Below are 26788 nucleotides of genomic sequence, written 5' to 3' on the forward strand. Positions count from 1 at the left end.
TCACCGCGCGCTTGCCGCTACCTCGCCTGCGCCAAGTCCGCGAGGAGGTCGTCGAGGACGACCTCCTCCTCCACCCGGACCCCGAGCTCGGTCAACGCCGGGGCCAGGGCGGGGTCCCAAGGGGCCGTGGCCGGTGTGCCTGTCAGTCGAGGTCCGCGGGAGGCAGCGGCCGCCGTACGGTAGTCGACCGCCGTGTAACGCCAGGGCCGCCAAGGAACGTGGCGCAGCAGGTTCCTGCCGATACGCAGACCACCCCAGTCGAAGTCGCCGTGGTAGAGCAGGGTGGCGCCGTGCGCGTCGAGGTGGCGCAGGAGGGTGAGGGCGGCGGCCGAGGGCTGGCCCTGGAGGCAGACCAGTGCGGGGCAGTCGGCGCCGTACAGGTCGGCCGCGGCGGAGAGTACGGCCGGGTTCTCACAGATACGGACGATGGGGGTTGTCGGGTCCGGCAGTCCGCGAGTGAGCTGACGTAGCGTCAGTACAGTGGGTTCGCCCGCGTCCGCCATCCAGTCCAGGGCGCGTGAGCCGCGCAGGTTCAGGCTGAGGACGGTCGAGGAGACGTCGTCCCTGAGCAGTCCCGCGGACGCCCAGGCCTCGCGCCGCCACTGGGCTCCCGACCCGTCCGGGAAGCCGGTCAACGCGCGGACGCCGGACAGGACCACGGTGGCCAAGGGCGTGCCGTCGTCCAGGGCGTGTGCTTCCCCCAGGACGCGAGCCGCGAAGGCGGGAAGCGAGGCCGGGGGGTCGGCGGGCAGATCGTGCAGTGCCGCCGCCCCCGCCATGAGCAGGGTGTGGGCAGCTTCGGGGGTGCGGCACAGGCGGCGCACGAGCCCCTCGGCACGCAACCGGTCTGCCCAGTCAGCCAGTTGAGGGGTGGTGGCGAGGAGTGGGGCGAGGGGCGCGTACGCCGCCTCCCAGGCCTGTACCTCCCGGTCCCGCACCTCGCGGAGTGGGACTACGGGTCCGGTGAGCGCGATCACGGCGGCCGCGAGTCCGTCGGGGCTGATGCCTGAGCGGCGCAGCACCTCGTCCACCGCGTCGAGCCGTACGGTGAGGGACTGACCGACGCGCGGGGCCCGGCCGAGAAGGCGATCGGCCGCCGCCCGTTGTGCGGCTGCGGGACGGGCGAGGGTGACGGATCCGGTCAGGGGCTCCTCGCGTTCGAGGCGGCGACGAGCGCGGTCCACCAGCCAGGACAGGTCCGGGGCACCCAGCAGGCGGCCCAGGCGTACGCGGTCGATCCGGTCGGACTCCGGCTTCTCTTCGGTCGGCTCCTCTTGGGCCAGTTCCCGTGCGGTCGGCTCCCCTTCGGTCGGCTCCCCTTCGGTCGGCTCCCCTTCGGTCGGCTCCCCTTCGGTCATGCCCACAAGGACTCCTGTCCGGTGCCGGTTTCGGCCGGCGCCCCCGCGATGCGGACCGGCTCCGCGCCGCGCACGCGGTCCGTACCGTCCCACTCCCACCGGGTCACCAGTACCGCCGCCAGCTCGTCGATCCGCGAAAGCTGGGCGATCGCGATGCCGGGCACCTGCGGGTAGCACGCCCACTCGCGTTCGCTGGTCATCACCACGTCCAGGTCGAAGGCGTGCAGCAGGCCCAGGCATTTGGCGCGCGAGTCGTCGTCGACACCCGCGAACGCCTCGTCCAGGGTGACCAGGCGGGGCGCGTACGGGCTGGCCGCGGTGGCGTAGTGCGAGGACGCCGCCGCGAACAGCGGTACGGAGACCGCGAGGACGCGCTCGCCGCCCGAGGCGGGCCCGGTCGCCGGTACCCACCGGCCGTGCTGATGGCGCTCGATGCCGAACTCGTGCCAGCCGCGGTAGTCCAGCGCCGCGGTCAGATGCTCCAGCCAGCTGCCCGAGCTGTCGCCGGTCTGCTGCTGCGCGATCTGCGCCTGGAGGAACTCGCCCACCGCCGCCCGTTCCCCGGGCGACCAGGCGTCCGCGGACTGCCGCAGGCGCTCGCGTGCCTGGGCGAGACCTGCCGGCGCCTTGCGCGAGGAGCGCCACACCAGGCGGAGTTTCATGCCGGTGGAGGTGGGTCGTTCCTCCAGTTCGTCATTCATGGCCCCGACCTGCCGCTCGGCCGCAGCGATCAGTTCCTGCAGGGTGCCCGCGACCTCGGTGAGAAGGTGGGTCTCCAGGATCTCGCGTTCATGAGCGGACAGGATGCGCTGGAGTTCGCCGACCTCCATGGCGAGCGCCTCGGCCAGTTCGGGTACGGCCCGCTCCCGGCCCTGGTAGACGATGTCGACGACCATGCCGTCCTCGACCATCCGCGCCGAGGCGGTGTGCCCGTGCCGGGAGAGGGCGTCCTGGAGCTTCTTGTACTCCTCGCTGAGGTGGCGCTGCACACGCTCCCAGGCGCCGTCCGAGTCGTCGATGGCGGAGAGTTCGGCCTCGACACTGCGGGCCAGGGCGACGGCCGGGGTCGCCGCCCACGGGCCGGCGTCGAGAGGGGGCACCGCCACCTCCGGCAGGGCGACCGCCAACAGCCCCGTGGCAGTGAAGCGCTGGAGCGCGGCAACGGCTTCCTCGCGGGTGGCGACCGCTTCGGTGACGTCCTTCTCCAGCTGGTCGATACGGCCCTCGGCGCGGCTGGCGCGCCGGTCGGCGTGCGTTTGCTCTTCGCGCGCCCGCCGCTGTGCCTGCTCGCACTCGGTCAACGCGCGGGCCGTCTCGGCAAGGCGGCGCTCGAGTTCGGCGACAGCGCTACCGACCGTGGAGCGCAGGGTGGTGTGGTGCGCGTCGGCGGCGGCCGCCGTGCGCAGAGCTTCCTCGGCGCGCGCGGCAAGTTCCTCGACGCGGGCCGCGGCCTGCTCGGCCTCCGTGCGCTCCTCGGCCAGGGCGCGTGTCGCGTCGGTGCGCTCCCGCAGAGCGGGCCACAGGGCGGCGAGGACGACCGCATAGTCGGCGAGGCCTCTTCGTACACCGGCAAGTCCCGCGCGGTCGGCGGGGAGGCCGAGATCGGCGGCCGTTTCGGTGGCCTCCACTGCGGCTTCGGCCGCTCGGCGTGCGGCATCGGCCAGCTGCCCGGCGCGTTCATCACGGCGGATACGGGCCCGGTGGGCATCGTCGTGGGCGGTGGCGGAACGCAGATGGGCGTGGCGCAGCGGGGCGTCGTCGGGTACGGCCGCGAGTTCGGCGTCCAGGGTACGGCGTCTGTGGGCCACCTGCTCATGCTCGGTCGCAGTCCATGTCAACTCGGCATCCAGTACGTCGAGTTCGCCGCGCACGATGGTGATCCGCTTTCGGCGCGCCTCCTCGCGGGCCCCCTCACCGACGTACTCGGCACTCGGCTTGGCCCAGCTGCCCGTGAGCGCGCCGACGCGGAAGCGGCCGTCCGCGGTCACCCAGGTGTCGCCGTCCCCGCCGCCCAGCCCGATCGCGGCGAGCAGCCGCCCCACCGCATCCTCGCCCACCGGCGCGGCCCGTGTGTCACCGTGGTCGACCGCGGGACGCAGTACGTCGGCCAGTGACGCCCCGGCGACGGGCCCTCCCGGCGCGAGCAGCACATCGTGGCCCCGCGCGTCCAGGGCCGCCCCGTCCGGACGTACCCAGGCGTCAAGCAGCCCGGAGGCCTCCAACGCCGCCTCGATACCGGCGCGCTCCCCCTCTCCGAGGTGCTCACGGAAGTCGACAAGGCGCCACAGCGGCGCGCCGGGAATCCGTTCCCGCACGCCGGGTGTGCGGGTGTACGGAGCCTCGGGCCCACGCTGGCCGCCTGCCTCCAGCTCGCGCAGCTCACTCTCGGCCCGGGCTCGCTTCTCCCCCATGACCGTTTGCCGCTGCGCCAGCGCCGCCGCCCGGTCGGCCAGGCCGCCCGCCAGTGACCGGTGCGCCGTATCCGCCTCGGCCCGCGCCTGATACGGACCGTCCAGATGCGTCACCCAGTCCTGCAGCCGGTCGAGCACGCCGACCGGATCGGGCAGCCTCAACTCGCCGCACCCGGCGAAGTGTTCCCGTACGAGATCCAGCAGCTCCCGGCCCGCGGCCTCGGCGGCTTCCTCGGCTTCGGCCTGCCGTCGTCCGGTGTGGCCGACCTCCGTCTCCGCCTCGTCGACACGCCGCGATGCCGCGAGCCGTTCCGCAGCGGCCGCTTCGGACCGCCCGGCCAGCTCCTCCACATGCTCGACGGCCCGTCGTCTGCGCGCCACCGACTCCTCGGCTGCCCGACGCAGTTCGGGCTCGGGTGCGCCCTCGGTGCGCAGCTCGCCCTCCAGCCGTGCGGCCGCGGCGGCCTGCTCGCTCTGGGCCACCACGTCGGCCAGCAGTTCCTGCGCGGCGGTCAGCCGGTTCCCGGCCACACCGAGGCGGCCGAGCGCCCGGGTGTGCAGCCGCGCGGCCTGGTCGCGGTCCGCATCGGCACGTTCCCGCTCGCCCCGGGTGCGTCCGGCGTCGACCGCTGCCTGTTCCAACTCGCGTGCGCTGCGCATTTCGGGGCCCGCGCGCAGCGCCGTGTCCTGCGCGCTGAGCCGTACGCCGGCCTCTTCGAGCGACGCGATCCGCACCTCGGCCGCCGCCCGGTCTTCCTGGGCGCTCTCCCGCTCGCCCTGCGCCTGGGACAGGTCGCGGTGGAGCTGCTCGTAACGGGCGTGCTCGGTGCGCGGAAGCCGCGCCCTGCGGCGGGCGGCGACCCGCGCGTAGCGCCGGTAGTGGTCGAGGAACGCGGAGGCCGCCCGCTCCGCCTCGGCCGCGGCCCGCAGCTCCTCCTTCTCCTCGTCCAGCGAGCGGAACGCCTCGGCGACGTCCGCGATCACGGCCTGGTCCATCGGCGGCAGCGCCTCGGTCAGTGCCCGCGACAGCGCGGTCTCGTTGGGGCGCTTCGACAGTTGCGGCTGGCGCAGCTGGATGAGCAGGTCGACGAGCGCCGCGTACCGCTGCTCGCCGAGGCCGAACAGCGCCTCGTCGACCGCCCTGCGGTACGCCTTGGCCTGGTCGTACACCATGCCGCGCCCGGCGACCGCCTCCGCGAGCCGGTCCCGGGACAGTGCGGTGCCGGTGGCGTCGAGCAGATTCAGCTCCCCTCCGACGCGCTGGTCGGTGACGGTGTACCAATGACGGGCGATGCCGCGCCCGGAGACCGCCTTCAACCCGCAGGCCAGGGTGCGGAAGTGTGCCTGGCCGCCCTCGTCGAGGCGCCCGAACTCGATCCAGGTGTAGCCCAGCCGCTCGGGGTGCGGGTGTTCCCCGCCGAGCAGCAGGTTCCACTCCATCCGCTTGTGCGGGTCACCGTCCGGCTCGACCCGGCGCGCGGACAGGTCGCCGTCGAGCAGGAAAGGCAGGGTGAGGGCGAGCACCTTGGACTTCCCGGTGCCGTTGTTGCCGCGCAGCAGCAGCCGGCCGTCGCGGAACCAGAACTCCTCGACGTCGTAGTAGAAGAGATCGACGAGTCCGATGCGCAGCGGCTGCCAGCGCCCGGGGGAAGGGGCGGGAAGGGCGGGGAGGGCGGGGAGGGCTCTCAACTGTGCTTCGCCTTTCGGGTGGTGGCTGCTGCTCCTGGATCGCGTACGGCTGAATCGCGTACGACGATCTCGCCGACCGCGTACCGGGCGAGCGCGGGGCGAGGTTCCGCGCCCTGGGGTGTACGGGTGGCCAGACCCAGGGCCGCGAGCTTGGCCACCGCCTGCTCGACCAGTTCGGGTTCGGCGCCCGGTTGCTTGGCGGTCTTGGACCAGAACCCGCCGTGCTCGGTGGCGAGTTCGCGTATCCGTCGCTGGAGGTCGGCGGTGGCGACGGGGCCGGTCGCGTCCGCGAGGTGCTCGGCGAGCAGCAGGGTGATGTGGCCATGGGTGCCCTGCTCCGGCATCCGTACGTCGGTGAGGTCGTCGTACGGGTCGACCATGGCGATGCCTTCGGCGCGTACCTCGGCGACCAAGCCGGTGAGTTCGCTGATACGGGCCGTGAGGAAACCGCGCTGCCTGGTCAGGTACGACAGCTCGGCGTCGGTGAGCTCGTCGTAGTACAGCACCGGGTCGTCAAGGAGGCGGCGGGTCAGCCGGTGGCGGATTGCGCGGAACCTCAGCTCGTCGCTGTCCAGGGCGGTCTCGGCGGTCAGCTGTGCGAGCCGTTCCTCGAAGCCGTCGACCCCGTCGGCCTGGACGATCGACGGGCCGACGCGGGTGGCGAGCAGGCCCGCGAGCACGCGTCGCTCGACGTCGTACAGCGCGTCGCCCGCCCCACTGACGTACGCCTCCTCGTCGCCCGCCACCCGCCGCAGGACACCGAGCCCCAGCAGGAGTCGGACCACTGCCGCCAGATCGAGGCGTTCGTCGCGGCGCTCCAGGGTGAAGACGATGCCCGAGGCGGCGAGGTGCGGGTCGGCGGCGTCCAGGACGACCTGTTCGGCGAGGCGGCCGAGCGCTATCTGCGCCTCGCCGCGTTCGAGCGCGGCCAGGGCCAGGCAGAGCAGGACGTAGCGGCGGCGGGTGAACGGGGCCGCGGCGCGGGTCGTCTCGCGCGCGGGGTGGGTGGGGTCGGTGAGGGCGCCGGGAGCTTTGCGCAGCCGGGCGGTCCCGGCGTCCACCTGGAGGGACCAACCGGCGTTGCGGTCGAACCAGTCGCGCAGCTCGGTGGCGTGCCGCCGTACGAGACGGAACTCGTCGGTGTGCGGGCCGTGGGCGAGCAGCAGGGGTTCCTTGAGCAGGGCGCGCGCGGCCCGCTGGAGGTCTGCGGTGTGTCGGCCTTCAAGGACCTCGGTCAGAGGGGTGCTCATCCCGCTTCCTCCTCTTCTTCTGCTTGTTCTGCTTCTTCCTCCGGCAGGGTGCTCGTCCCGTGCGTCAGATCGACGATCTCCACTCTGTGGTCCGGACCCCGGAAGACCCCGTTCGGGGTGCGTATCTCGGCGAGCGTGCCGTCGTCCAGGGCGGTGAGCCGGATCTCCATGGAGCCGTCGTTGCTGGTCGCGACGGTCCTGGTCATCCCGGGCCGCCAGGTGGCGAGGGCATCGCCGAGCAGTTGCAGGAACAGACCGAAGGCCAGCGGATCGAATTCACCCAGCCGGGACAGCCGGGTTTCGCCCACGGTCGCGAGCCGGGCGCGGGCCGCCGTGGTCTCCGCCGCCTGCTTGGCCGCGACCTCGGCGAGCCGCCGACGCGCCTCGGAACGGTCCTCGACCCTGCGGGCCTTGCCGCGCCGCTCGTAACTGCCGGTGCGGCGCAGCTGCGGGCTGATCCGCAGCGGATCCGCCTCGGCCCACGGCGTGGACGCCGACACCGGATGCACTGCGCGCTCGGCAAGGGTGTCGGCGTCGACGGTCAGATGCCGGGCGGGGTAGAGCCCGAACGCGGCGCGCCACAGCCGGTGCCGGGCGCCGTCGTCCGGGGCGTCGGCGAACCACCGTGCGAGCGTACGGAAGTCCGCTGAACGGTCCGATCGACCGACCCGCCGCTCGTTCAACGACCGTACGACAGCCAGTAGTTGCGGGATCGCACCGAGTGCCCGCCCACGCAGCAGCCGGGCCTGCGACTCGCGTCCGTCGCGGGACAGGAACCAGGCGGCGAGTCCCGACCAGCGCCCGGCCCACTGCTCGTACGCCCGTTCCTCTGCGCGCTCGGCCTCGCCGGGGGACGCGTCGAGCGCCTCGCGGGCGGCGGCGGCCCGCAGCGCCGGCTCGACACGGTCCTCCAGTTCCACGATCAGCCGAGCGATCCGGCCGCCGAGGGTGATCAGGTCCTGGATGAACCGTTCCAGATACTGGATGAGCCGGTCCTTGTACGCCAGGAACACCTCGACTTCGACATCGTGCAGGTCGATGGTGCGCTGCAAGGACCCCATGAACACCCGCGCGTTCTCGGCGAGCGCCGTGAACCGGGCGGTCAGTACGGACAGCGCGAGATGCGCCTTGGCCGGATCGGGGTCGTCCTCGGCCGCGATCAGCAGGAGTGCCCGAAGCTGCGTGATGATGTCGTGCAGTGCGACGGCCTGCAGCGCCCCGCGCCGCCCGAGCGCCTCGTCATAGGTGGCCAGGGCCCCCTCGGCGGCCTCTCCGGCCTGGGTGAGTTGGTAGATGAACCGCTTGCGGTAGAAGTCCTCGACCGCGGTGACACGCGCGGTGTCCGGATCGGCCCGCAGATTGCCCCAGCCGGCCAGGCTGTCCAGTGCCTTGACGACGGTCTCGATCTCGGCGGGACGGCTCTCCATCGGGAGCGCCGCGTGCACGTCCTCGGGCCGCAGATGCACGGCGAACCGCTCCTTGGCGGTGAGGAACACCCCCATCACCAGGCGGTACAGCGCGGAGTTCGGTGCGGTGAGGTGCGCGAAGGGGGCGTAGTCGGCCCGCTGCGGACCGCCGTGCTTCGATGTCATCGCCCCGTATCCTCCCCGATGGGCAGGCTATTCCCCAGCCTGAGCCAAAACCATACAGAGTGTGACGGGTGCCAACCCGGCGCACGCCGGCAGCCCCCGAAGCGACCCGCACGCACGGATCCGGTTCTCCTCCGCCGTGACTGTCCGCGGGTGGATACGGGTTCCGGTCGCAGGTGGCCCTGGCCTGGCTGCCGGCCCAGGACGAGGACGTCGCCCCGATCCCGGGCACCGAGCGCGTCGAGGAGACCACCGCAGCCGCTGGCGTCGAACGGAGCGCCGAGCAGATCGAGGAGCTCGACAACCTCACCCCGGCCCCATGGCCACCACGAAGAGGCGGCAATTGGGCCGCTCGGCCGCTGACCCGGTCCGGTGTCCCGCAGCGGCGTCACCGCCGCCGCTTGCCGCCCTTGCCGCCTCGGCCTGGCCGGCGCCGCTGATGGCCGCGGCCCAGACGCACAGCCGGCTGCCGACGGGCCTGCTCGGCGACCGCCTTCAGGTCCGCCAGGCCCGACCGGTCGGGATGACCGGATACGAGGGCGGCTTCAAGAGCCTCACGGGCGGAGAGTTCCTGGCCTCCCAGGACTTCGAGGAAGCTCTCGGGGCCCGCCGTCTCCAGGAGCTGGAGCAGACTCTCGGCGACCATGAGGAGGCTCTCGGCCTCGGTGAGGTCCTCGGCATCCAGGACCTCCCGGCGTACCAGGACACTCAGGGCGGTGGGTGCGAGGAGCGGGTCGCCGCGCAGGCCGCGCAGCACGGCCTCGCCGTCCGGGTACGCGTCGACGAGTGCGTCCAGCATGGCTTCGGCGCGGGTACGGAACGGGGCCGCGCGCACCGCGTCCGTCAGCTTCTCCAACGCTTCGGCAGGGCTCTCCCGGGCGGCGACCCAGGCAGCGAGTTCGGTGCGGGCGGCGTCCGGGTCGTAGTGCTCGGCGATGACGCCGAGGAGCCCGGCGGCGGGGGCATGGGCGAGTTCACCGACGAGCGGGGCATCACGCCCCTCGGTGAGCAGCCGACGGCGTACGGAGTCGTGTCCGAGGGCGGTGAGGCGGATCAACTCGACGGGTCCGCCGGTCAGTTCCGCCCGCTGCTCCTTGCTCCGCTCTTCGGCATCCTCGCTCTCCCTCTGTCCACCGGCGACGGCGCCGAAGAGCTCGGCGAGCTCCGGCGGCATCCCGGCGGGCGGCAGCACGGACTCCTCGAGCGGTAGGTCGAGGAAGACCGGGTCGGCCATGCCCTCGTGCCGCTTGATCGCGCCCAGGTCCTCCAGTACGTCCAGTGCGGTGCGCAGATCACGGTCCGCATGTCCGAGTTCCATCTTCCAGGCGTAGTACCCGGTCAGGTCGTACTCGGCGCGGTAGGCCAGGTGCAGCGAGTCGCGCAGCCGGGGCCAGGGCATGGCGTGCGGAAGGCTGTAGAGGGTGTTGAGAACATCCGGCACGATGTCCTGGAAGCTGTCGAAGAGCATCGACTCGACATGTCGGCTGCTGCGGGTACCCAGGAGTGGTCCGCGCAGCTCGGAGAAGGTCTCGAAGGCACGCCGCCACAGCGCGAGCGGGTCCTTCAGCAGGGGCTGCGCCTTGGCGACCGCGTAGAGCCGCCCCTTGACCACCCGTACCAGCCGGGCCTTCTTCGCCCACTCGACCGCAAGCCCCAGCCGCGACAGCTGCGTGGAGGAGCGCACCGAATCCACCGCGTCGCCTGTCCCCAGCTCGGCGACGAGGGCTCGCGCGTCTGCCATTCGCAGGTGGCCCGTCGCGGTGAGCACGCGCCCCTCGGGGCCCGCCCAGTCGGCGATCCCTCGCAGCCACCGCAGCGCGCGGGACGTCTCGGCGCGCGCACGCAGCTCCTTCTCCGCGGGCAGCAGGACCGGCAGCTGCGGTTCGGCGCGTGTCACGGCCGCCGGGCCGCGCGTCAGATGGTTGCGCACCACCTCGTCCAGTACGTCCTGGTCGTACGTCACCTCGCCTCGCTGAGCCCGCTCCACGAAGCGCTGAAGCGCCGCCGGATCGTGGATGTCGACACCCTGCTCGGCTGCGGTAGTCGTCCAGAACTTCGCCATTCCCCATCGGCTGCGGTCAGCCATGGCGGGGGCGTGCCGCGGTGCGAGGGTCTCGATCGCAGCCAGGTTGTCGGCCAGCGAGGCCCCGCGCGGGTCGCTGAGGCCCATCGCATCGAGGTAGCGAAGCAGGGCTGCGAGCGTGCCGGGCACATCCGCCGGCTCCTCGCCGGGCAGCACGGTGATCGTGCGCGGCAGCCAGTCCAGCAGATACGCCTCGATGTGCCGGGGTTCCCACAGCCCCAGTCGCCCGTCGGGGGTACCTCGATGGCGATAATCGAGCGCCGTCTCGACGACGAAGGGGTCCACGCTCTCGCCGCGCTCCCCGGCCCACTGACCCATCCGGTGGATCAGCAGCGAACACGCTGCCTCGTATTCTTCGGTCTCCTCGGGCGCGAAGAACATCCGCATCACACCGGCCCTGCCTGTCCTGTCGTACGGTCCACGTCCGACCGCACGGTAGCGGTCCCCGAACCGCCCGCGCGAACCGATCCTGTTCTCCACCGCCGTGACCGTCCGGGCACCCACCTCACCCCGGAGGGCGTGGCGGCCGGTGCGGCAAGAGCCTGCCCACGGGCGGGGGCGGAGAGTGCGCAGTGGGGGAGCGGCTCGGAGAGGGCAAGGTCCGCTTCCCGCCGGGCCGGAGTGGCGATCCGAACTCCTCTACGATCGTCCGGGTGTGCGCCAACGTCATCGTCGCGGAAGACGACCCGAAGCAGGCCGAACTCGTACGCCGCTATCTGGAACGCGAAGGGCACGCGGTCACCGTCGTCGGGGACGGTCTTGCCGCGCTCGACGAGGTGCGGCAGGGGAAGCCCGACCTGCTCGTGCTCGATGTGATGATGCCGCGGGCGGACGGGCTCGACGTGGTACGTGTGCTGCGGGCCGAGCACCGGGAGCTGGCGGTGCTGATGCTGACGGCCCGCACAACCGAGGACGATCTGCTGCTCGGTCTCGACCTGGGCGCGGACGACTACATGACCAAGCCGTACAGCCCGCGCGAACTGATGGCCCGGGTCCGTACGCTCCTGCGCCGCACGAAGCGGTCGGAGAAGGTGGCGCCCTCCACGGACACCGTTGACGAGGTGCTCTCCGTGGGCGCACTCAGGGTCGACCCCGCCCGGCACGAGATATCGGTCGACGGTACGCCGGTGGAATGCACGCCGGGCGAGTTCCGCATCCTCGCCGCGATGGCCGCCGAGCCCGACCGGGTCTTCAGCAGGCAGCGGCTCCTGGAGGAGCTGCACGGCTTCGACCGGTACATCAGCGACCGCACGGTCGACGTGCACATCATGAACCTGCGCAAGAAGATCGAGCCCGCCCCGCGGAAGCCGGCCCGGCTGCTCACCGTCTTCGGAGTCGGATACAAACTGACCGACCCCTCAAGGAGCGCGTCGCGTGCGTAGCCGTGGACGGGTCGACCGCCGGCGACTGCCGCTACGCAAGAGTCTGCTCGGGCGGCTGTTGGCCGTATCGGCGCTGGTGGCGGCCTGTTCGGTGGCGGCCACCGCCTGGCTCGCCGTACAGACCACCTCTGGTGCCATCAAGCGGGAGCAGGGCCAGAACCTCACCGCGGATGCCCGGATCTACACCGAGCTCCTCGGCTACGCGGCGGGTCATTCCCAGTGGGACGGTGTCGACAAGACGGTGCGCGATCTGGCGACGCGGTCGGGCCGCCGGATCGCCCTGACCACCCAGGGCCGGGAGATCATCGCCGACTCCGCGACCGGGGCGTCCCCGCCCGCGCTTCCCACACAGGCGTCGGCCATAGTCGACCCGCTCTCCGTGGACACAGCGCTGGCGGCACAATCCTCCGGAACGACCGGCGCCTCGGCCGACCGCGTCGACCCGCGGGCCGTGGGACCGTTCCGCCTGCCTCCGGCCGAACGTACGCAGTTGCGTCGCACCGCCGACCGGGGCGTGGCGTGCCTGAACGACGCCGGGATCGCCTCGGACGTCGTCGAGGAACCGAGCGGGCGCCCCCGCATCCAGATCGTCGGCAACGACCCCGACCGGATCCTTGGCACCAGATGCTCGACCGACACGCTGGACAGACCCACCGAAACCGAGAAGAAGGCACTCGACGCGCTCAATAAGCTGGCGAACGCCTGCCTGGATCGCCAGGGCCGCGCAGCCGTTCACCTGCGCCTGGACCTCTCCTGGGGCCAGGACCCCGAGCCGGAACCGAGCGCAGGCCCGGCCCGTCGGCCGTCCACCCCTACCCCCGTCCCGGTACCGACCGTCCAGAGCAGCGACAACGACCGGGCGATCGCGTCATGCGTGGGCACCGCCCGCCGCGAGCAGCTCAGTTCGTACGTCGCCTCGCCCGCACTGTTGTTCATCGGGGACGCGGGCGGCGCCACCGTCCCCGGTTTCGATCTCTCACCGGCGAACACCGCCCGTATCGCGGGTGTCGCGGCCCTGGTCCTCGCCCTCACCGTCGGCGCCTCGGTACTGGCTGGAGCCCGGCTCGTACGGCCGTTGCAGGCACTCACCGGTGCCGCCCAGCGGATGCGGGACGGCGAGGAGTCGGCGCCCGTGCCGGTCACCGCGGACAACGAGATCGGGCGACTGGCCGCCACGTTCAACGACATGACGGCACATCGCGCACGCCTTGAGGAACAACGGAAAGTGATGGTCAGCGACGTCGCCCACGAGTTGCGCACCCCGCTGAGCAACATCCGCGGCTGGCTGGAGGCGGCGCAGGACGGCGTGGCCGACCTCGACCCGGCTTTCGTCTCCTCGCTCCTGGAAGAGGCCGTTCAACTGCAGCACATCGTCGACGACCTTCAGGACCTGGCCGCGGCCGACGCGGGCGCGCTGCGTCTGCACCCGGCGCCGATACGGATCGACGACCTCCTCGGCCAGGTCGCCGCGGCGCACCAGGCCCGCGCCGAGACGGCCGGAGTGACGCTGACGGTACGCACGGCGGACCCCGGGCCCCCGCCTCTCCCCCTGACCGCCGACCCGGTTCGGCTGCGGCAGGCCCTCGGCAACCTGGTGTCCAACGCGGTACGCCACACACCTCCGGACGGGCGCGTGACCCTGAGCGCGTACGGCTCCGAGTCAGGTGACGAGGTGGTCGTCGACGTCGAGGACACCGGCAGCGGCATATCGCCCGAGGACCTCCCGTACGTCTTCGACCGTTTCTGGCGCGCGGAGAAGTCGCGGAGCCGCCGCACCGGCGGCAGCGGACTCGGCCTGGCCATCGTCCGCAAACTCGCCGAGGCGCATGGTGGCGCAGTGAGCGCCGCGAGTACGGAAGGAAAGGGCTCGGTCTTCACGCTGCGCCTGCCGACGGGTCCGCATCGCACACCGGTGGGCAGGCCACCGGCGCCGTCGGACCGTCCGGACGAGGCCGCGCCGGACCATCAGGGCTGATGCGATGACCACAGCGATCTGACAGCTTCTTCATAAGTTCACGCGAGGCTGACGGCATGCCCGGCGCCTGGTGCGAATCGGCATCCAGGCACCACCAAGGCCGGGCTGGAACTGGAGCCACGTATGTCCCACCGTCCCCGTCCGACCCTGCGCACCGCCGTCCTCACCGCCGTCGCGGCGGGCGCAGTACTCCTCCCCTCCGCCACGGCCCTCGCATCGGTCCCTTCCGACGCAACGCCCAGCCCTTCGGTGACGTCCACCGAGCGGACCCCGGCGCCCGCTCCGGAAGCCGGGTCGAGCAGGCCCGCACGTGGCGAGGGACCGTCGGTGGCGCCCCGCGGCGGCGTGGCCGCGGGCGACAGGCCCAGCCCGGTCCCGGCCGCGCCCTTGAAGCGTGGTTCCGCCGAGCCGCGTGGCGGCGTGGCCGCGGGTGAGCGCCCGATCGGCACGACGAGCAACACCACCACCGCCGTCGCGGGTTCGGTCGCCGCCGCGGCCCTGCTCGGGGGCGCGGGCACTCTGGTCCTGCGCCGCCGCCGCGCGACCGCACACCGCAACGGCTGACCCTTGCGGTGGCGCCGCCCCTCATGGGCGGCGCCACCGCCCGTCTCCGCCCCTCCTGTCCCCTGCTCCGGAGCCCGCATGTCCCCTGCGCACCAAAGACCCCAGCGATCCGCCGCGCTGACGGCTCTCGCCTGCCTCACGCTCGCCCTCCTCACCGGCTGCACATCCCACGCCGCGGAGCCGGCACCCCCTGTCCGCTCCCCCACGCACTCCCCCAATTCCCCCGCCTCCCCCGCCTCCCCCGGGGTGGAACAGCCCGCGGTTCCCGCCCAGGTGGCGATCCCCTCGATCGGAGTGACCAGCTCCCTGCTGCCGCTCGGCCTCAACGCGGACGGCACCGTCGAGGTCCCACCGGCGGAGAAGGGCATGACGGCGGGCTGGTACACGGGAGGTGCGATCCCGGGCGAGCGCGGAGCAGCCGTCCTCATCGGACACAACGACACCCGGTTCGGCAGGGCGGTCTTCCACGACCTGAAGAAGATCGGCAAGGGCGCGGACATCGTCGTGCGCGACGAGCAAGGCCAGGCAACCCACTTCACCGTCACCGGCACGGAGTCCGTGAGCAAGAAGGCGTTCCCCACGAAGAAGGTGTACGGCAGCACCGACGACCGCGCCCTCCGTCTCATCACCTGCGACGGCGCATTCGACGCCCAGGGCCACCCGGTGGACAACCTCATCGTCTACGCGACCGCCCGCTGACGGCACGCCCGACGAGGCCTCCACCACCATGGGTACGCGATGGAAAGCCTCCCGACACCCAACGTCTACCCATGAGTAACTCCCGCTGGTTGGATGTGTGTTGCCTGTCCCACCCCCATCAGCAGATGCAGGAGACCCCGTGCCGCTCACCGTCCTCCGCCGCGCCTCCGGCGTGACACTGTCCGCCGCGCTCGCCGCCGTCACGCTGGTCGCCAACGCCCCTCAGGCCTCGGCGGCCGACGTCCCGTCCCTGCGCGTGCTCACGTACAACACGTTCCTGATGAGCAAGAACCTCTACCCGAACTGGGGACAGGACCACCGAGCCGCGGAGATACCGAAGGCTTCCTTCTTCCAGGGCAATGACGTGGTCGTCCTCCAGGAGGCGTTCGACAACTCCGCCTCCGACGCGCTGGCACGGAACGCGTCCGCTCAATACCCCTACCAGACACCGGTGATGGGCCGGAGCAGGAGTGGCTGGGACGCCACCGGCGGCGCCTACTCGGCCACCACTCCGGAGGACGGCGGGGTCACCGTACTGAGCAAGTGGCCGATCGTCCACAAGGAGCAGTTCATCTACAAGGACGCCTGTGGCAGCGACTGGTGGTCCAACAAGGGCTTCGTCTACGCCGAACTGAACGTCAACGGCACCAAGGTCCATGTGGTGGGGACCCACGCGCAGTCGACCGACTCCGGATGCAAGGCGGGCGAGGCGGCGCAGATGCGCAGCCGGCAGTTCAAGCAGATCGACGCCTTCCTCGACGCCAAGAACATCCCCGCGTCCGAAGAGGTCATCGTGGCAGGCGACCTGAACGTCGACTCCCACTCCCCCGAGTACGCGTCGTTGCTCGCCGGCGCCGGACTGACGGGAGCCGATGCCCGTACCGGACACCGGTACTCCTTCGACACCCAGGACAACTCGATCGCCGTCGACCGCTACCCCGACGACCCGCGCGAGGACCTCGACTACGTCCTGCACCGCACCGGGCACGCGAAGCCGGCGAGCTGGACGAACGAGGTGGTCAAGGAGCAGAGCACGCCCTGGACCGTCTCCAGCTGGGGCACGGACTACACATACACGAACCTCTCCGACCACTACCCGCTGATCGCTTCCTCCCGATAGCGGATCCGAACCCCGCACCCCCGTCACCCCCGTCGCCCCACTCGAACACCGTCGGTGGACAATCGGATATGACGAGGCGGAGTGCCGCAGGCCCGGCACTCCGCCTCGTCGATGTACCCAGCGACGATCCGCCCCGAAGGAACCCTCGATGCTCCACGCACACCAGCCGTTTCGCCTTCTGCCCGGCGGGATCGCCTCATCGGTCCTGCTGCATGTGCCGCACTCGGCTCGCCACATCCCCGAGCAGGTGCGTACCGGAATCGAGCTGGACGACAAGGACCTGGAGCTGGAGCTCGACCACATCACGGACTCCCATACGGCCGAGCTGGCCGCCGAAGCCGCTCTGGCTGCTCCCGTCACGCCCTGGCGATTCGTCAACAACCTGTCGCGGCTCGTCATCGATCCCGAAAGGTTCCCCGACGAGCGTGAGGAGATGCTGGCGGTCGGCATGGGCGCGGTCTATACGCAGACCACGCATCGCGAGCAGCTCCGCTCACCGGCAGTGGATCCGGAGCCCCTGATCGACCGCTACTTCCACCCCTACGCGGAAGCCATGACCACCGCCGTCGACGAACGACTGGCCGCCACCGGCCGCGCCGTCATCATCGACGTCCACTCCTACCCGACGGCCCCGCTCCCCTACGAACTCCACGGCTCCGGAACGCGCCCACCGATCTGCCTGGGCACCGACGCCTTCCACACTCCGCCGGATCTCCTCGCCCAGGCCGAGAAGGCGTTCGCCGGTTTCGGGGGCACCGGCATCAACAGCCCCTTCGCCGGTACGTACGTACCGCTGAAGCACTACGGCACGGACCCGCGCGTCAGCGCCCTGATGATCGAGATCCGTCGCGATGTGTACATGTCCGAGCCAGGTGGACCTGCCGGCCCCGGCCTGACCGCGCTGGCTTCGGCACTGGCCGATCTGGTCGGGGCAGTGTCCGGGGCGAGCGAGCCGGGGGCGCGAGCATGACCCCTCGCTTCGCCACGGCACGATTCCATGTCCGGTCCGGTCCGGACGCACTGTTCACGCGGGTGCGACACATCATGGGGGTGCCTGTATCGCTACGAACCGGCCGGCACGCGCTTGAGCGACTGGCGGGACGGCACGCCCCGACTGGCCGGCTCGTCGAGTTCGATCCGGATACCTGGGAACTGGTCTCCGCCGACGTACGGACCGACACCGGCAAGTGGGTCAAGTCCACCTGGAGCGTGGACGTCGACGGTCGGCGGTGGTGGGTGGTCATCGGCCTCGGGAGCACCGTCGTGACAGCTGTCACGGCCTTGAGCGCACGCCACTGACGAGCTGGCATCGCACCGGGTTGCCCGCGTCCGGAGCCGCCAGGATCTCGACGCCTTCAACGTCGAACCCGTGCCGGAACAAGAGATCTGCCCACAGGTTCGGCGCAAGCACCCACATGTGCACGGGGAGAGGAGCGTGGCCGCGTAGGCGTACGTCCTCCATACGTGGCCGCACACTCTCCGAGGGACCCACGCGGTCCGCGTTGGTGTGCAGAACCGAGAACACCAGTCGGCCGCCGGTCCGGAGTGCGTCCCGGATGACAGGCAGCGCCCGGTCCGGGTCGATGTAGCTCAGACCGTGTACGGAGTAGACGACGTGGTACGGCGCACCGGCTCGCGCGTACTCAATCGCGTCGCCGTGCACAAAACTCACCCCATGGATGTCCCCGTACTGGTCAAGAGCACGCCGGAGTTGCGTGGCCGATGAATCGATCGCGTCGACCTGGGCGCCGCACGCGCGGGCGACGTGAGCGGCGTAGCGACCGGTGCCGCAGCCGATGTCGAGGACTCGTTTGCCACTGACCTCGCCGAGAACCTCCGTTCCGGGGCTCTCTCCCCAGAACCCCCAGTCGATGGAGTCAGCCACGGGCGGAAGGTAACCCCTATGAAGCTGGCGCCGCCCGTACTCCGTCCAACTCCGCGCGTTCTCGGATTCCCAGGTCTCCACGGTCACGCACCTCGCACGCTGTCCGCCGGTTCGTCGACAGCCTGCACAGGCGCTACCCCGGTGAGGGCATCCCTACACGAACACCCAGTTCCGCTCCACCCGTGCGAGCTTCACGAACCTTCGCGACTCTGTCACCCACGGATGCGGAGTGCGGAAGCGGGTCAGGTCGTCCACGGATACGACGGGTATCGGTGCCGGATGGCCTGGAGCGCCGAACCGAGCAGGCTCAGACTCGGCGGGTGAGGCGAGGCCGCCGTGCGCCCTGTCGTCATGATGCCGCGCCCGTCGACCACGAGACTCGGGCAGCGTTCCTGCATGGGTGCCCACGACTTTCTGGTGAAGGAACTGTTCCAGAAGGCCTCGGAGGCGAAGACGGTCTACCGGCCGGGTGACCCGCAGTGGCTGGGCGAGGCGGTCGACGGATGGCTGTACTGAGCGCCTCGTGGCCCCCGTCGGCAAGCCGGCAGGTCAGGGAGGCCATCGAGGACCTCGCAGCCTGTGGTGGGATGGTTCCGTGAGCCGCACCGTGGAAGAGACCAACCGCCGCATGCTCCGGGCACGGGATGCGATGGACCGCGCGTACGCGCAGCCGCTGGACGTCCCGGCCCTGGCCCGGATCGCCCATGTGTCCCCGGCACACTTCGCACGTACCTTCCGGGCCACCTTCGGCGAGACGCCGCACCGCTATCTGCAGCGCCGCCGTGTTGAGCGGGCGATGTCCCTGCTGCGGGAGACCAACCGCAGTATCACGGACATCTGTTACGAGGTCGGGTTCGGCAGCACCGGCACTTTCAGCCGCACGTTCCGCGACATCGTCGGCCGGTCACCGAGGACGTACCGCAAGGAGACGGCGGCCGTGAACGTGCCCACGTGCTTCACGAAGGCGTGGACGCGGCCGAGCGCCTGAGCGCCGGTGCAGCCCCTCCACATGGGCCGTCGGCTGAGCAGTTTTGGATAAGTTTTCGCCGGGCCGGCCCACTAACGTGATGCACATGTTCAACGCCATCACGCACTCTCAGATCTACGTCCTCGACCAGGACGAGGCCCTCGACTTCTACGTCGGCAAGCTCGGGCTGGAGGTCAACGCCGACGTCGACATGGGCTTCATGCGCTGGCTCACGGTCAGCATCCCCGGCAATCCGGAACGCCAGATCCTGCTGGAGAAGCCGGGACCTCCAGCGATGTCCGAGGAGACGGCTCAGCAGGTCCGCGAACTGGTGACGAAGGGCGCCATGGGCGGCTCGCTCATCTTCACCACGGACGACTGCCGAAAAACGTACGAGACCCTGCTGGGCCGGGGCGTGGAGTTCACCGATGAGCCCACGGACCGCCCATACGGAATCGACTGCGGCCTCCGCGACCCCTTCGGCAACAGCATCCGCTTCACTCAGCTCCTGGGTTGAGAACCGGAGGGCGGGCGCCGGCCGGGATCACGGCGGTGCATCAACCGATTGAAGCAGTGGCGCGGCCCGGCGATGCGATGCGACCAACTCGCCGTCGCCTGCCGGGCCGCGTTACACCCGCCGCGATCTTCAACGGGGTGCACGTGTCGTGGTCGGGCGCGCCGAGCGAGTTCCTGGTGGAGGCCTGGGTGTGTCAGGCCTCATAGGCGGGAGGAGCGAAACCGGGGCGCTGCAACGCCAGGGCTGCCAGCGCGGCCGGGGCGCCCTTCGGCCCGCGGATGCCCGGGAAGGCGTTGATGTCGACGACGACGGGCGTCCCTTCGCGGTCCAGCAGGTCGACACCGTAGACGTCCAGGCCGAAGACCTCGCCCATGTGAAGGGCTGTTTCCGTCCAGTCCTGCGGCAGGTCACGGACCAGTGCCGCCGGCAGCGCACTGTCCGGCGGGGCGCCCACCGGTGCGGGGCGCACCCCCGTGAACACCTCTCCCGCGATCACCCACAGCTTGTGGTCCCAGCCGCTGTTCGCGACGAACTCCTGCAGGACGACAGGCTCGTCGGGCCACGTTGCGGCAAGGTTCCGGAGCTCGTCCGGGCCGTCCACGCGGGCGACCAGGTCCGCGCGCCGGCTGTGGCGACTCTTCACCATGAGCGGATAGCCGTACTCCGGGCGCTCCGCTCCGGGGAGGGCTTCGGACAGCGTGTCCAGGGTCTTGGTCCGGGGCATCGGCAGGCCGGCGCCTTCGGCCACGGCTGCGATCCGGCTCCTGTCCTGGCACAGCTCCGTCGCAGCGGCGGAGTTCACCACCCGGGCACCATGTGCTTCGAGGAAACGGGCAAGCTCCAGCGCCCGGGCGTTGTGGGCCTTGAGCAGGTAGACGTCCGCGAGATCGTCCGGGATCACCAGTTCCGACGGGCATCCGGTCCCGGTGTCCGGGTTCAGGAACGTCACCTGGTGCTCCGCCTCGATCAGTGCGAAAGAGGCGGCAGCAAGCAGCGGATGATCCGGCTTGTCGGTCAGCAGACACACCCTCATATCTGGGCGACTCCCGGTACGGCCGCCAGCATGTCCGCTCCGGGGTGCGGGTGAGGCTGTCCGTAGGGGATCAGAGACTGGGAGGGAATGCGCGGAGCCGGGGCGAGTACGCCCGTCCGCGCGCTGCCACCCGCCCTGGCCAGATCGAGGACGGTGCCGGCCAACCGGGACACGGCGTCCGGGACCTGACGGAAGCTCGGGAAGTCATTGATGTCGACGATCACGGGCCCGTCGGGGCCGAGCACCACGTCGATGCCGTACAGGTCGAGGCCGAAGACCGCCCCCACCTTCGCCGCCGCTGCGGCCACCTCGGCGGGCAGGGGGACAGCTCCCTCCTGGACCGGCCCGTCCGGGTGGAGCGGGGAGCGTCGCAAGGTCGCGTGGAACTCGCCCGCGAGACAGTAGACCTTCAGGTCGGAACCAGCGTTGGGCACGTACGGCTGTGCGATCAGTTGGCCTTCCCCCGCCTGCTCCGCCTCCGCCAGGCACCCGGGTTCCGGCACGAACCGCACCCCCCGCCCCGAGCTGCCATCGGCGGGCTTGACCACCAGGGGGAAGAGCTCGTCGGGGACATCCGCGAACAGTGTGGCCCTGGGTGCCGAATAGGTCACCGGAACCGGTAGCCCGTGCTGCCGCGCGATGACCGATGTGAGGACCTTGTCGCGCACCGCACGGATCGACCGCGCGTCATTCACCGTAGTCAGGCCCACGGCCGCCGCGGCCTCCAGAAGGGTGAGCCCGGGGCCGCCGGACACGGTCTTGAGCACCCAGGCGTCATGGGTCCCCGCCCGCACCTCTTCCGAAATCCGCAGCAGCGAGCCGCCGGGGCGCACCACGTCCACCTGGTGTCCCCACGACGACAGTCGTCGGGCCACGTCAAGCGGCATGCCGTCATGCCGGTACAGCTCTTCGACGAGGAAGCAGAGCTTCATCCCAATACCCCTCGGTGCCCCATGACTGATGAGGGCACAACGATGCCTTGCGGTGCTTTTCCGAACACCACCAAAAGGGCAACGCTACGTCACGCTCACCCCAAAGCAACGCCGGCCGGGTGTTACTGATGATGCGTTCCCTCATCCAAACAGATCTTCGTAGGGTGCGGCCATGGAGTGGATGGCCTCGCACCGGCCGAGTCCGCTATCGGGTCACGGAGTACGGAAGTGCGGAAGTACGGGTCCGTTCCGGGGGCAGACATCGTGACGCGCACGGGTCGAACAGCGGGGACGCCCGGGGTCACGAGCGCTCGCGACGAGCTGTACGTATCGTGGTCGGGTCGACCGGGCGAATTCCTGGTGGAGGCCGGTGTGTGAGGTCGCGCGTCGCTGCCCGCGGCAGCCGGAGTCAGAGCTGCGCCTCCCAACGATCCATCAGCTCTCTCGCCAGGGCTTCCCGGCCCGCCGCCAGTACCGGTGAGTCGAAGGTGAACTTCCGGCCGCCCGGTCCGAGGACTCCCCATACTCACCGGAGTTGTTTCCGGAGGCTTCAACGCAGCAAGTCCTCCGGCCTCTGCGGGACGCCCCGCAGATGGCGGTCGGCCGCTTCCATCGCGATCAGGAGTCGATAGCCGTCGTCTGCCACGATCAGTTCGCCGGCAACGGCCTCGCGCATGAGGTCGACCGTGTTCTTGACGCAGATGCCTTTGCGGCGGGCGTAGCGGCCCGCTTCTCCGTCGTCCGTTATCCATACGGAGTTCGCCAACTCCCTGCGGTGTTCGATGATGACCAGCGTCTCCGCCTCACCCAGGTGTTGCAGCGGCCGGGACGGTGAGCCGCCGAACACCACGCGGCGTATGCGGTCCACGAGTACGGTTTCGGCCGGGTCGTCGATCTCGATGGGATCGCCGAGCCACCCGTCCTCGCTCACCTGGCGCAGCCGCGGCCAGTACCGGGTCGACTGCTGAGCCTCCGCCGCGACCGCCTGCGTCCAGCGCCCCCGACCGTCCAGGACCTTTTCCAGCAGGCTCAGGCGGTCGACCGCCGCGAAGTTGCACAGCACAGTGTTGTCGGGGAACCAACAGTGGCGTGTCATGGCTGGAAGACCAGGTCCCCTTCGTCCGCGTCGGCTGTGGACGGTGTGCCGTCCTCCGGCTCGGGTTCGAGCGTCGCGCGGATCTCATCGACGTCCAGGCCGGTGTAGGCGGCCAGCGGGCGCAGGGTCGTCTCTCCGGCGAGGTAGGCCTCGTTCAGCGACCGGATGGGGCGGTAGGGCAGCCGTGCGGCTTCCGCCCAGGCAGTGCGGGCTGCGAACGCGTCGCTCTGTCCGGTCAGCAAGTGGCAAGCCTCCGTGGTGAGTTCACGCAGTCTGCCTCGTGTCTCCGCATCGATGAGGCCCAGCTGGGAAAGCCGGGCGGCGAGTGCGCTCGGCGACACCTTGAAGCGCACGACGAGCGATCTGAGCTCTTCGTCCGTGAGGTCACGCCCTTTCGCAGCAGCGTTCAGCTCGTCCCTGGGCATCAGCAGGCCGGCGGCGAACACATTGGCGCGGATCTCTGTCAGGTCCTTCTGTCGCCCCGGCGCGAGATGAGTCTCCGTGAGGAGGTCCTGGGCATCCCGGGCCAGGATGTGCCCGAGTTCATGGGCGAGCGTGAAGCGCTGGCGCGTCGGCACCTTCGTCCGGCCGATCATGATCAGCCGGAATCCGTCCGCCTGCCAGGCCGCACCGTCGACCCCCTTGGGCAAGCCGATCTTCGCCACGTCCACGCCGAAGGCACGCTCCACGACGTGGATCAGCTCGGATGTCTCCAGATCACTGACGGCCGGTGTCCCGGCGGCTGCCAGGGCGTCCTCGGCCAGAGCCACACCCTGGTCGACATGGCGCTTCACCTCGCTCCGGACCGACGGCAGTTCCGGCAGCTCCGGTGACCGGCCGAGAAATTCCAGTACCTCGTGGGCCGTCGTGAACCTTTCGACGAGATCCCTGAGTCTGTCGCGCCCCTGGTCATCGGCTTCCGGGGCGCTTGCGCGGGCCGCGAAGGCAGGACGGAGCGGCTCGCGGCCGGTCAGCAGCCAGTCGACGGTGGTGGTGCCGAACTCGGCGATCCGGGCGAGGTCAAGAGACGTGAATCGTCGGACGCCGCTGAGAGACTTCGACAGTTTGTCGGGGGTCAGTCCTATGGCCTCGGCGAACGCTGCCTGGTGGACCGAGGCCGCGTCCATGACTTTCCGTACACGTTCGCTCACAGTCTCACTCATACGGTCAGCGTACGAGGGCGTTGCGAAAATCGCAACGCGCATCGCTTGCGCCACGGTCCCGGCACCGCCGATATCGCAGCGCCCCGACCGCATTCGCGAACACCATCACCTCCGTCGAGGTCTTCACCATCGCCCGCGGCATATCGGGACGCATGGAGGTGTCCACGCCCTCCCTTGCTTACCGCCCCGTAACCTCTGATGTACCTCAGATTTATTCCTGAGTGATGTAGGGCACTGTCAGAATCACAGGATTCCCGGATGATGGCCGTCGAGCCGTGCCACGGTGACGACATCCTGGCCGGCGATGGCCGGGACCGCCCACCTTCCCCTCACAAAGGCGAATCTCCTCCATGAGTGACCGCTCCACTGCGGCCGAAACGCTCGCCGCCGCCCCACCGGCGACGAGCTCCCCCCACCGGGACGCCGGCGATGCCGGTTACAGCAAGGACCTCAAGTCCCGTCACATCAACATGATCGCCATCGGCGGCGCGATCGGCACCGGCCTGTTCCTGGGCGCGGGCGGGCGACTGGCCGGTGCGGGTCCCTCGCTCGCCGTCGCCTACGCCGTCTGTGGTGTCTTCGCCTTCTTCGTCGTCCGCGCGCTCGGCGAGCTGGTCCTCTACCGGCCCTCCTCCGGTGCCTTCGTCTCGTACGCCCGTGAGTTCATGGGCGAGAAGGGCGCCTTCGCGGCCGGCTGGCTGTACTTCCTGAACTGGTCGACCACCGCCGTCGCCGATATCACCGCGGCCGCCACCTACGCCCACTTCTGGGCGATGTTCAGCGACATCCCGCAGTGGATCCTCGCGCTGATCGCCCTTGCCGTCGTGCTCACCGCCAACCTGATCTCGGTGAAGTACTTCGGTGAGATGGAGTTCTGGTTCGCGATCATCAAGGTCTCCGCCCTGGTCGCGTTCATGCTCATCGGGATCTTCCTGGTGGTCACCCAGCACCCGGTGGACGGTCACACGCCCGGCTTCTCCACCATCTCCGACAGCGGCGGCATCTTCCCCACCGGCATGCTCCCGATGCTGATGGTGATCCAGGGTGTCGTGTTCGCGTACGCCTCGGTCGAGCTGTGCGGTGTAGCCGCAGGTGAGACGGAGAACCCCGAGAAGATCATGCCCAAGGCGATCAACTCGATCATGTGGCGCGTCGGCCTCTTCTACGTCGGCTCGGTGGTGCTCCTGGCCCTCCTGCTGCCGTACACCTCGTACTCGGGGGACCAGAGCCCGTTCGTCACCGTCATGGACAAGCTCGGCATCCCGGGCGCAGCCGGTGTGATGAACCTGGTCGTGCTGACCGCGGCGCTCTCCAGCCTGAACTCCGGGCTGTACTCCACCGGCCGCATCCTGCGGTCCATGGCGCTGGCGGGCTCCGCGCCCAGGTTCACCGGCCGGATGAACAAGGGGCAGGTGCCCTACGGCGGCATCCTGCTGACCGCCGGTTTCGGTGTGCTGGGCGTCGTGCTCAATTACGTCATGCCCGGCCAGGCGTTCGAGATCGTTCTCAACTTCGCGTCGATCGGCATCCTCGGCACCTGGGGCATGATCATGCTCTGCTCGCTGCTGTTCTGGCACCGCTCGCAGGACGGCAGGGTCACCCGCCCCTCGTACCGGCTGCCCTGGGCCCCCTACACGCAGATCGTCACGCTGTTCTTCCTCGCCGGTGTCGTCTTCCTGATGTGGTGGGGCGGCGGAGTGGGCCGTACGACCGTGCTGTGTCTGCCGCTGATCGCGGCGGCGCTGGTCGGCGGCTGGTTCGTCGTCCGTGGACGGGTCAATGACCTTGCGCGGGAGCGCGAGGTCGCCTGACGTTTCCAGGCCCCGGCGACGGCCCGCGCGAAGTCATGTCCGCGCGGGCCGTTCGCGTGGATGAGGAATGCCGATCTCGTCGAAGCGACGCATGAGCGCCGGCTTACCCCGATGGGCCTCGCGCAGGCGTCTCGCCCGCTCCTCGAATGCGGTGATATCGCCGGTGCGGGCGTGGGCGGCGCGCAGGTCGTCCAGGAGCGCGGAGGCGCGGTCGTAGGCTGTGGGCTTCTTCTGCGCGATGAGGTCCTCGACCCTTCCCCAGGTCTGCTCCGCGTTGCGGGTGAGGTGGTCCAGTTGGTCGGCGCGGGCCGCCTCGGCGGCCTCGACCCGACGGCGCTCATCCGCTTCCCGCGCTGCACGTACCCGCTCAAGGCGCCCGGTGCGCTGCGCGTGAGCGGCATCCAGCAAGTGCGCGGCGCTGCGCCGCGCCTCCGGTGCGGTGTCCTGGTTGTCCCTGGTGGCTTCCCGGTAACGGGCCAGCAGCTCTGCTCCGGAACGCGGCTCGCTGCCCATGGCGGCGTTCAGTAGCAGGGCGTCCTTCTCTGCGACGGGGAGCTCGGCAATGAACGAGGCGAGCTGTTTCCGGTCCGCCCGGGGCTCGGTCGCGGCTGCGCTCGCCTGCGCGGCTACGCTCAGGAGGTCCGGGTCGACGCGCAGGAACTCGGCCAGTGCATGCTGCGCGCCGGTGAGCGTGCCCAGCCCGGCGGGAACTGGCGGTTCCACCTGGCGCGCGTACTCCTCCTCGTCATCGTCCGCGAGCTCCCAGACGCCAAGACCGGCCAGCCACGCCAGGTACAGCGGCCGCAGGTCGCCCGCGGCGAGCTCGGCCCGGAGCCCGATGAACGCGGACAGCGTCCAGGACGCCATGGCCTCCCAGTCCTCCTCACCTCCGTCATCCGGCTCCGGGCAGAAGTCCAGCAGGGTGTGCCCTTTGCGGGTATGGACGCTCAGCGACTCGTCCAGCGCGTAGACCGATGCCGTCTTCGCAGGGAGCACAGCGGCGGGTAGACGCAGCAGGAGGCGGCGACTTCCCCAGTTGGCGAAGTACAGGTGGGCGTCGTAGAGCTCCTCGACCAGTTTCGTCGTATCCCCACGGAAGTCGCCCCAGTGGTACTCGTTGACGAACCGGGTCGTCGTGATGTTCGCCCGGGTCGACAAGGCTCGCACCTGCGTCACCTCGGCCTTGCTCAGCGGGCGGTCCACGGCCAGAAACTCGTAGTACTGGTACTCGCTCACGCTCCGGGAGCCTACCGAACGCTGCCGG

At 70.4% G+C, this 26788-nt stretch carries 21 protein-coding genes and 1 pseudogene; 11 read left to right on the plus strand and 11 right to left on the minus strand.

Features of this window, described 5'->3' with window-relative positions:
* Positions 1 to 17 precede the first annotated feature (17 nt).
* The 4 genes from OG972_RS07180 to OG972_RS07195 are packed head-to-tail and all read right to left on the minus strand — an operon-like array spanning position 18 to position 8300.
* Entirely contained in the window at positions 18 to 1358 is a 1341-nt protein-coding gene (locus OG972_RS07180; RefSeq protein WP_266979329.1) for a TIGR02679 family protein, read from the minus strand.
* On the minus strand, positions 1355 to 5458 hold the full coding sequence (locus OG972_RS07185; protein ID WP_266979331.1) for a TIGR02680 family protein: 4104 nt from the start codon (positions 5456 to 5458) through the stop codon (positions 1355 to 1357). Before OG972_RS07185 ends, OG972_RS07180 begins: the two co-directional genes overlap by 4 nt.
* Entirely contained in the window at positions 5455 to 6708 is a 1254-nt protein-coding gene (locus OG972_RS07190) for a TIGR02678 family protein (RefSeq protein WP_266979333.1), read from the minus strand. Before OG972_RS07190 ends, OG972_RS07185 begins: the two co-directional genes overlap by 4 nt.
* Positions 6705 to 8300 (minus strand): TIGR02677 family protein, encoded by a 1596-nt coding sequence (locus OG972_RS07195; protein WP_266979335.1) that lies wholly within the window; start codon positions 8298 to 8300, stop codon positions 6705 to 6707. The genes OG972_RS07190 and OG972_RS07195 overlap by 4 nt, the downstream gene beginning before the upstream one ends.
* A gap of 167 nt (positions 8301 to 8467) precedes the next feature.
* Here OG972_RS07195 and OG972_RS07200 point away from each other — a divergent pair.
* Positions 8468 to 8614 (plus strand): annotated as a pseudogene (locus tag OG972_RS07200) (aldo/keto reductase); the annotation flags it as partial.
* Between the two features lie 71 nt (positions 8615 to 8685).
* On the opposite strand, the gene OG972_RS07205 reads toward OG972_RS07200, so the two are convergent.
* Entirely contained in the window at positions 8686 to 10860 is a 2175-nt protein-coding gene (locus tag OG972_RS07205; RefSeq protein WP_266979337.1) for a hypothetical protein, read from the minus strand.
* A 173-nt stretch (positions 10861 to 11033) separates the two neighbouring features.
* Here OG972_RS07205 and OG972_RS07210 point away from each other — a divergent pair, with 173 nt between their 5' ends.
* The 7 genes from OG972_RS07210 to OG972_RS07240 all read left to right on the plus strand — a co-directional run bounded on the left by OG972_RS07210 (position 11034) and on the right by OG972_RS07240 (position 17419).
* Positions 11034 to 11762, plus strand: coding sequence for a response regulator transcription factor (locus tag OG972_RS07210; protein WP_266979339.1), 729 nt, complete (start codon positions 11034 to 11036; stop codon positions 11760 to 11762).
* On the plus strand, positions 11755 to 13737 hold the full coding sequence (locus OG972_RS07215) for an ATP-binding protein (protein WP_266979341.1): 1983 nt from the start codon (positions 11755 to 11757) through the stop codon (positions 13735 to 13737). Before OG972_RS07210 ends, OG972_RS07215 begins: the two co-directional genes overlap by 8 nt.
* Before the next feature lie 123 nt (positions 13738 to 13860).
* Entirely contained in the window at positions 13861 to 14301 is a 441-nt protein-coding gene (locus tag OG972_RS07220) for a hypothetical protein (protein ID WP_266979343.1), read from the plus strand.
* Positions 14302 to 14379: 78 nt separating this feature from the next.
* Positions 14380 to 15000, plus strand: a complete 621-nt coding sequence (locus tag OG972_RS07225; RefSeq protein WP_266979345.1) for a class F sortase — start codon at positions 14380 to 14382, stop codon at positions 14998 to 15000.
* Positions 15001 to 15139: 139 nt separating this feature from the next.
* Positions 15140 to 16120, plus strand: coding sequence for a sphingomyelin phosphodiesterase (gene sph / locus OG972_RS07230; protein WP_266979347.1), 981 nt, complete (start codon positions 15140 to 15142; stop codon positions 16118 to 16120).
* A gap of 148 nt (positions 16121 to 16268) precedes the next feature.
* Positions 16269 to 17090 (plus strand): N-formylglutamate amidohydrolase, encoded by an 822-nt coding sequence (locus tag OG972_RS07235; RefSeq protein ID WP_266979349.1) that lies wholly within the window; start codon positions 16269 to 16271, stop codon positions 17088 to 17090.
* Positions 17091 to 17164: 74 nt separating this feature from the next.
* Positions 17165 to 17419, plus strand: a complete 255-nt coding sequence (locus OG972_RS07240) for a hypothetical protein (RefSeq protein ID WP_266979351.1) — start codon at positions 17165 to 17167, stop codon at positions 17417 to 17419.
* Here OG972_RS07240 and OG972_RS07245 read toward each other — a convergent pair.
* Complete coding sequence (locus OG972_RS07245; RefSeq protein WP_266979353.1) at positions 17394 to 18005, minus strand: bifunctional 2-polyprenyl-6-hydroxyphenol methylase/3-demethylubiquinol 3-O-methyltransferase UbiG; 612 nt, start codon at positions 18003 to 18005, stop codon at positions 17394 to 17396. The genes OG972_RS07240 and OG972_RS07245 overlap by 26 nt on opposite strands.
* A gap of 628 nt (positions 18006 to 18633) precedes the next feature.
* Here OG972_RS07245 and OG972_RS07250 point away from each other — a divergent pair.
* Together OG972_RS07250 and OG972_RS07255 are read left to right on the plus strand one after the other, a co-directional pair.
* Positions 18634 to 18993, plus strand: coding sequence for a helix-turn-helix domain-containing protein (locus OG972_RS07250; protein ID WP_266990322.1), 360 nt, complete (start codon positions 18634 to 18636; stop codon positions 18991 to 18993).
* 85 nt (positions 18994 to 19078) lie between these two features.
* A complete protein-coding gene (locus tag OG972_RS07255; protein WP_266979355.1) occupies positions 19079 to 19489 on the plus strand; it encodes a VOC family protein in 411 nt (136 codons plus the stop codon).
* Positions 19490 to 19682: 193 nt separating this feature from the next.
* Here the strand turns inward: OG972_RS07255 and OG972_RS07260 are convergent, their stop codons facing one another.
* From OG972_RS07260 to OG972_RS07275, 4 genes are all read right to left on the minus strand, one after another.
* Entirely contained in the window at positions 19683 to 20522 is an 840-nt protein-coding gene (locus tag OG972_RS07260; protein ID WP_266979357.1) for a RimK family alpha-L-glutamate ligase, read from the minus strand.
* Complete coding sequence (locus OG972_RS07265; RefSeq protein ID WP_266979358.1) at positions 20519 to 21454, minus strand: RimK family alpha-L-glutamate ligase; 936 nt, start codon at positions 21452 to 21454, stop codon at positions 20519 to 20521. Before OG972_RS07265 ends, OG972_RS07260 begins: the two co-directional genes overlap by 4 nt.
* 550 nt (positions 21455 to 22004) lie before the next feature.
* On the minus strand, positions 22005 to 22550 hold the full coding sequence (locus tag OG972_RS07270) for a hypothetical protein (RefSeq protein WP_266979359.1): 546 nt from the start codon (positions 22548 to 22550) through the stop codon (positions 22005 to 22007).
* The gene (locus tag OG972_RS07275; protein ID WP_266979360.1) at positions 22547 to 23713 is read right to left on the minus strand and encodes an ImmA/IrrE family metallo-endopeptidase; all 1167 of its coding nucleotides are present in this window, start codon (positions 23711 to 23713) and stop codon (positions 22547 to 22549) included. Before OG972_RS07275 ends, OG972_RS07270 begins: the two co-directional genes overlap by 4 nt.
* Before the next feature lie 350 nt (positions 23714 to 24063).
* Between OG972_RS07275 and OG972_RS07280 the strand changes: the two genes are divergently transcribed.
* Positions 24064 to 25524 carry an amino acid permease gene (locus tag OG972_RS07280; protein WP_266979362.1) on the plus strand — a complete coding sequence of 487 codons (1461 nt, stop codon included), beginning with the start codon at positions 24064 to 24066 and terminating at the stop codon, positions 25522 to 25524.
* A 33-nt stretch (positions 25525 to 25557) separates the two neighbouring features.
* Here the strand turns inward: OG972_RS07280 and OG972_RS07285 are convergent, their stop codons facing one another.
* Positions 25558 to 26760 (minus strand): hypothetical protein, encoded by a 1203-nt coding sequence (locus tag OG972_RS07285; protein ID WP_266979364.1) that lies wholly within the window; start codon positions 26758 to 26760, stop codon positions 25558 to 25560.
* Positions 26761 to 26788: the final 28 nt, after the last annotated feature.

It is taken from the genome of Streptomyces sp. NBC_01669 (assembly GCF_026339735.1).
GTDB classification, from domain to species: Bacteria; Actinomycetota; Actinomycetes; order Streptomycetales; family Streptomycetaceae; genus Streptomyces; species Streptomyces yanii.

Excerpts from the sequence above, each read along its gene's own strand:
- OG972_RS07180 (WP_266979329.1), bottom strand. The coding sequence starts at position 1,358 with ATGACCGAAGGGGAGCCGACCGAAGGGGAGCCGACCGAAGGGGAGCCG.
- OG972_RS07190 (WP_266979333.1), bottom strand. The coding sequence starts at position 6,708 with ATGAGCACCCCTCTGACCGAGGTCCTTGAAGGCCGACACACCGCAGAC.
- OG972_RS07195 (WP_266979335.1), bottom strand. The coding sequence starts at position 8,300 with ATGACATCGAAGCACGGCGGTCCGCAGCGGGCCGACTACGCCCCCTTC.
- OG972_RS07220 (WP_266979343.1), top strand. The coding sequence starts at position 13,861 with ATGTCCCACCGTCCCCGTCCGACCCTGCGCACCGCCGTCCTCACCGCC.
- OG972_RS07225 (WP_266979345.1), top strand. The coding sequence starts at position 14,380 with ATGTCCCCTGCGCACCAAAGACCCCAGCGATCCGCCGCGCTGACGGCT.
- OG972_RS07235 (WP_266979349.1), top strand. The coding sequence starts at position 16,269 with ATGCTCCACGCACACCAGCCGTTTCGCCTTCTGCCCGGCGGGATCGCC.
- OG972_RS07240 (WP_266979351.1), top strand. The coding sequence starts at position 17,165 with ATGGGGGTGCCTGTATCGCTACGAACCGGCCGGCACGCGCTTGAGCGA.
- OG972_RS07250 (WP_266990322.1), top strand. The coding sequence starts at position 18,634 with ATGCTCCGGGCACGGGATGCGATGGACCGCGCGTACGCGCAGCCGCTG.
- OG972_RS07255 (WP_266979355.1), top strand. The coding sequence starts at position 19,079 with ATGTTCAACGCCATCACGCACTCTCAGATCTACGTCCTCGACCAGGAC.
- OG972_RS07260 (WP_266979357.1), bottom strand. The coding sequence starts at position 20,522 with ATGAGGGTGTGTCTGCTGACCGACAAGCCGGATCATCCGCTGCTTGCT.
- OG972_RS07265 (WP_266979358.1), bottom strand. The coding sequence starts at position 21,454 with ATGAAGCTCTGCTTCCTCGTCGAAGAGCTGTACCGGCATGACGGCATG.
- OG972_RS07270 (WP_266979359.1), bottom strand. The coding sequence starts at position 22,550 with ATGACACGCCACTGTTGGTTCCCCGACAACACTGTGCTGTGCAACTTC.
- OG972_RS07275 (WP_266979360.1), bottom strand. The coding sequence starts at position 23,713 with ATGAGTGAGACTGTGAGCGAACGTGTACGGAAAGTCATGGACGCGGCC.
- OG972_RS07280 (WP_266979362.1), top strand. The coding sequence starts at position 24,064 with ATGAGTGACCGCTCCACTGCGGCCGAAACGCTCGCCGCCGCCCCACCG.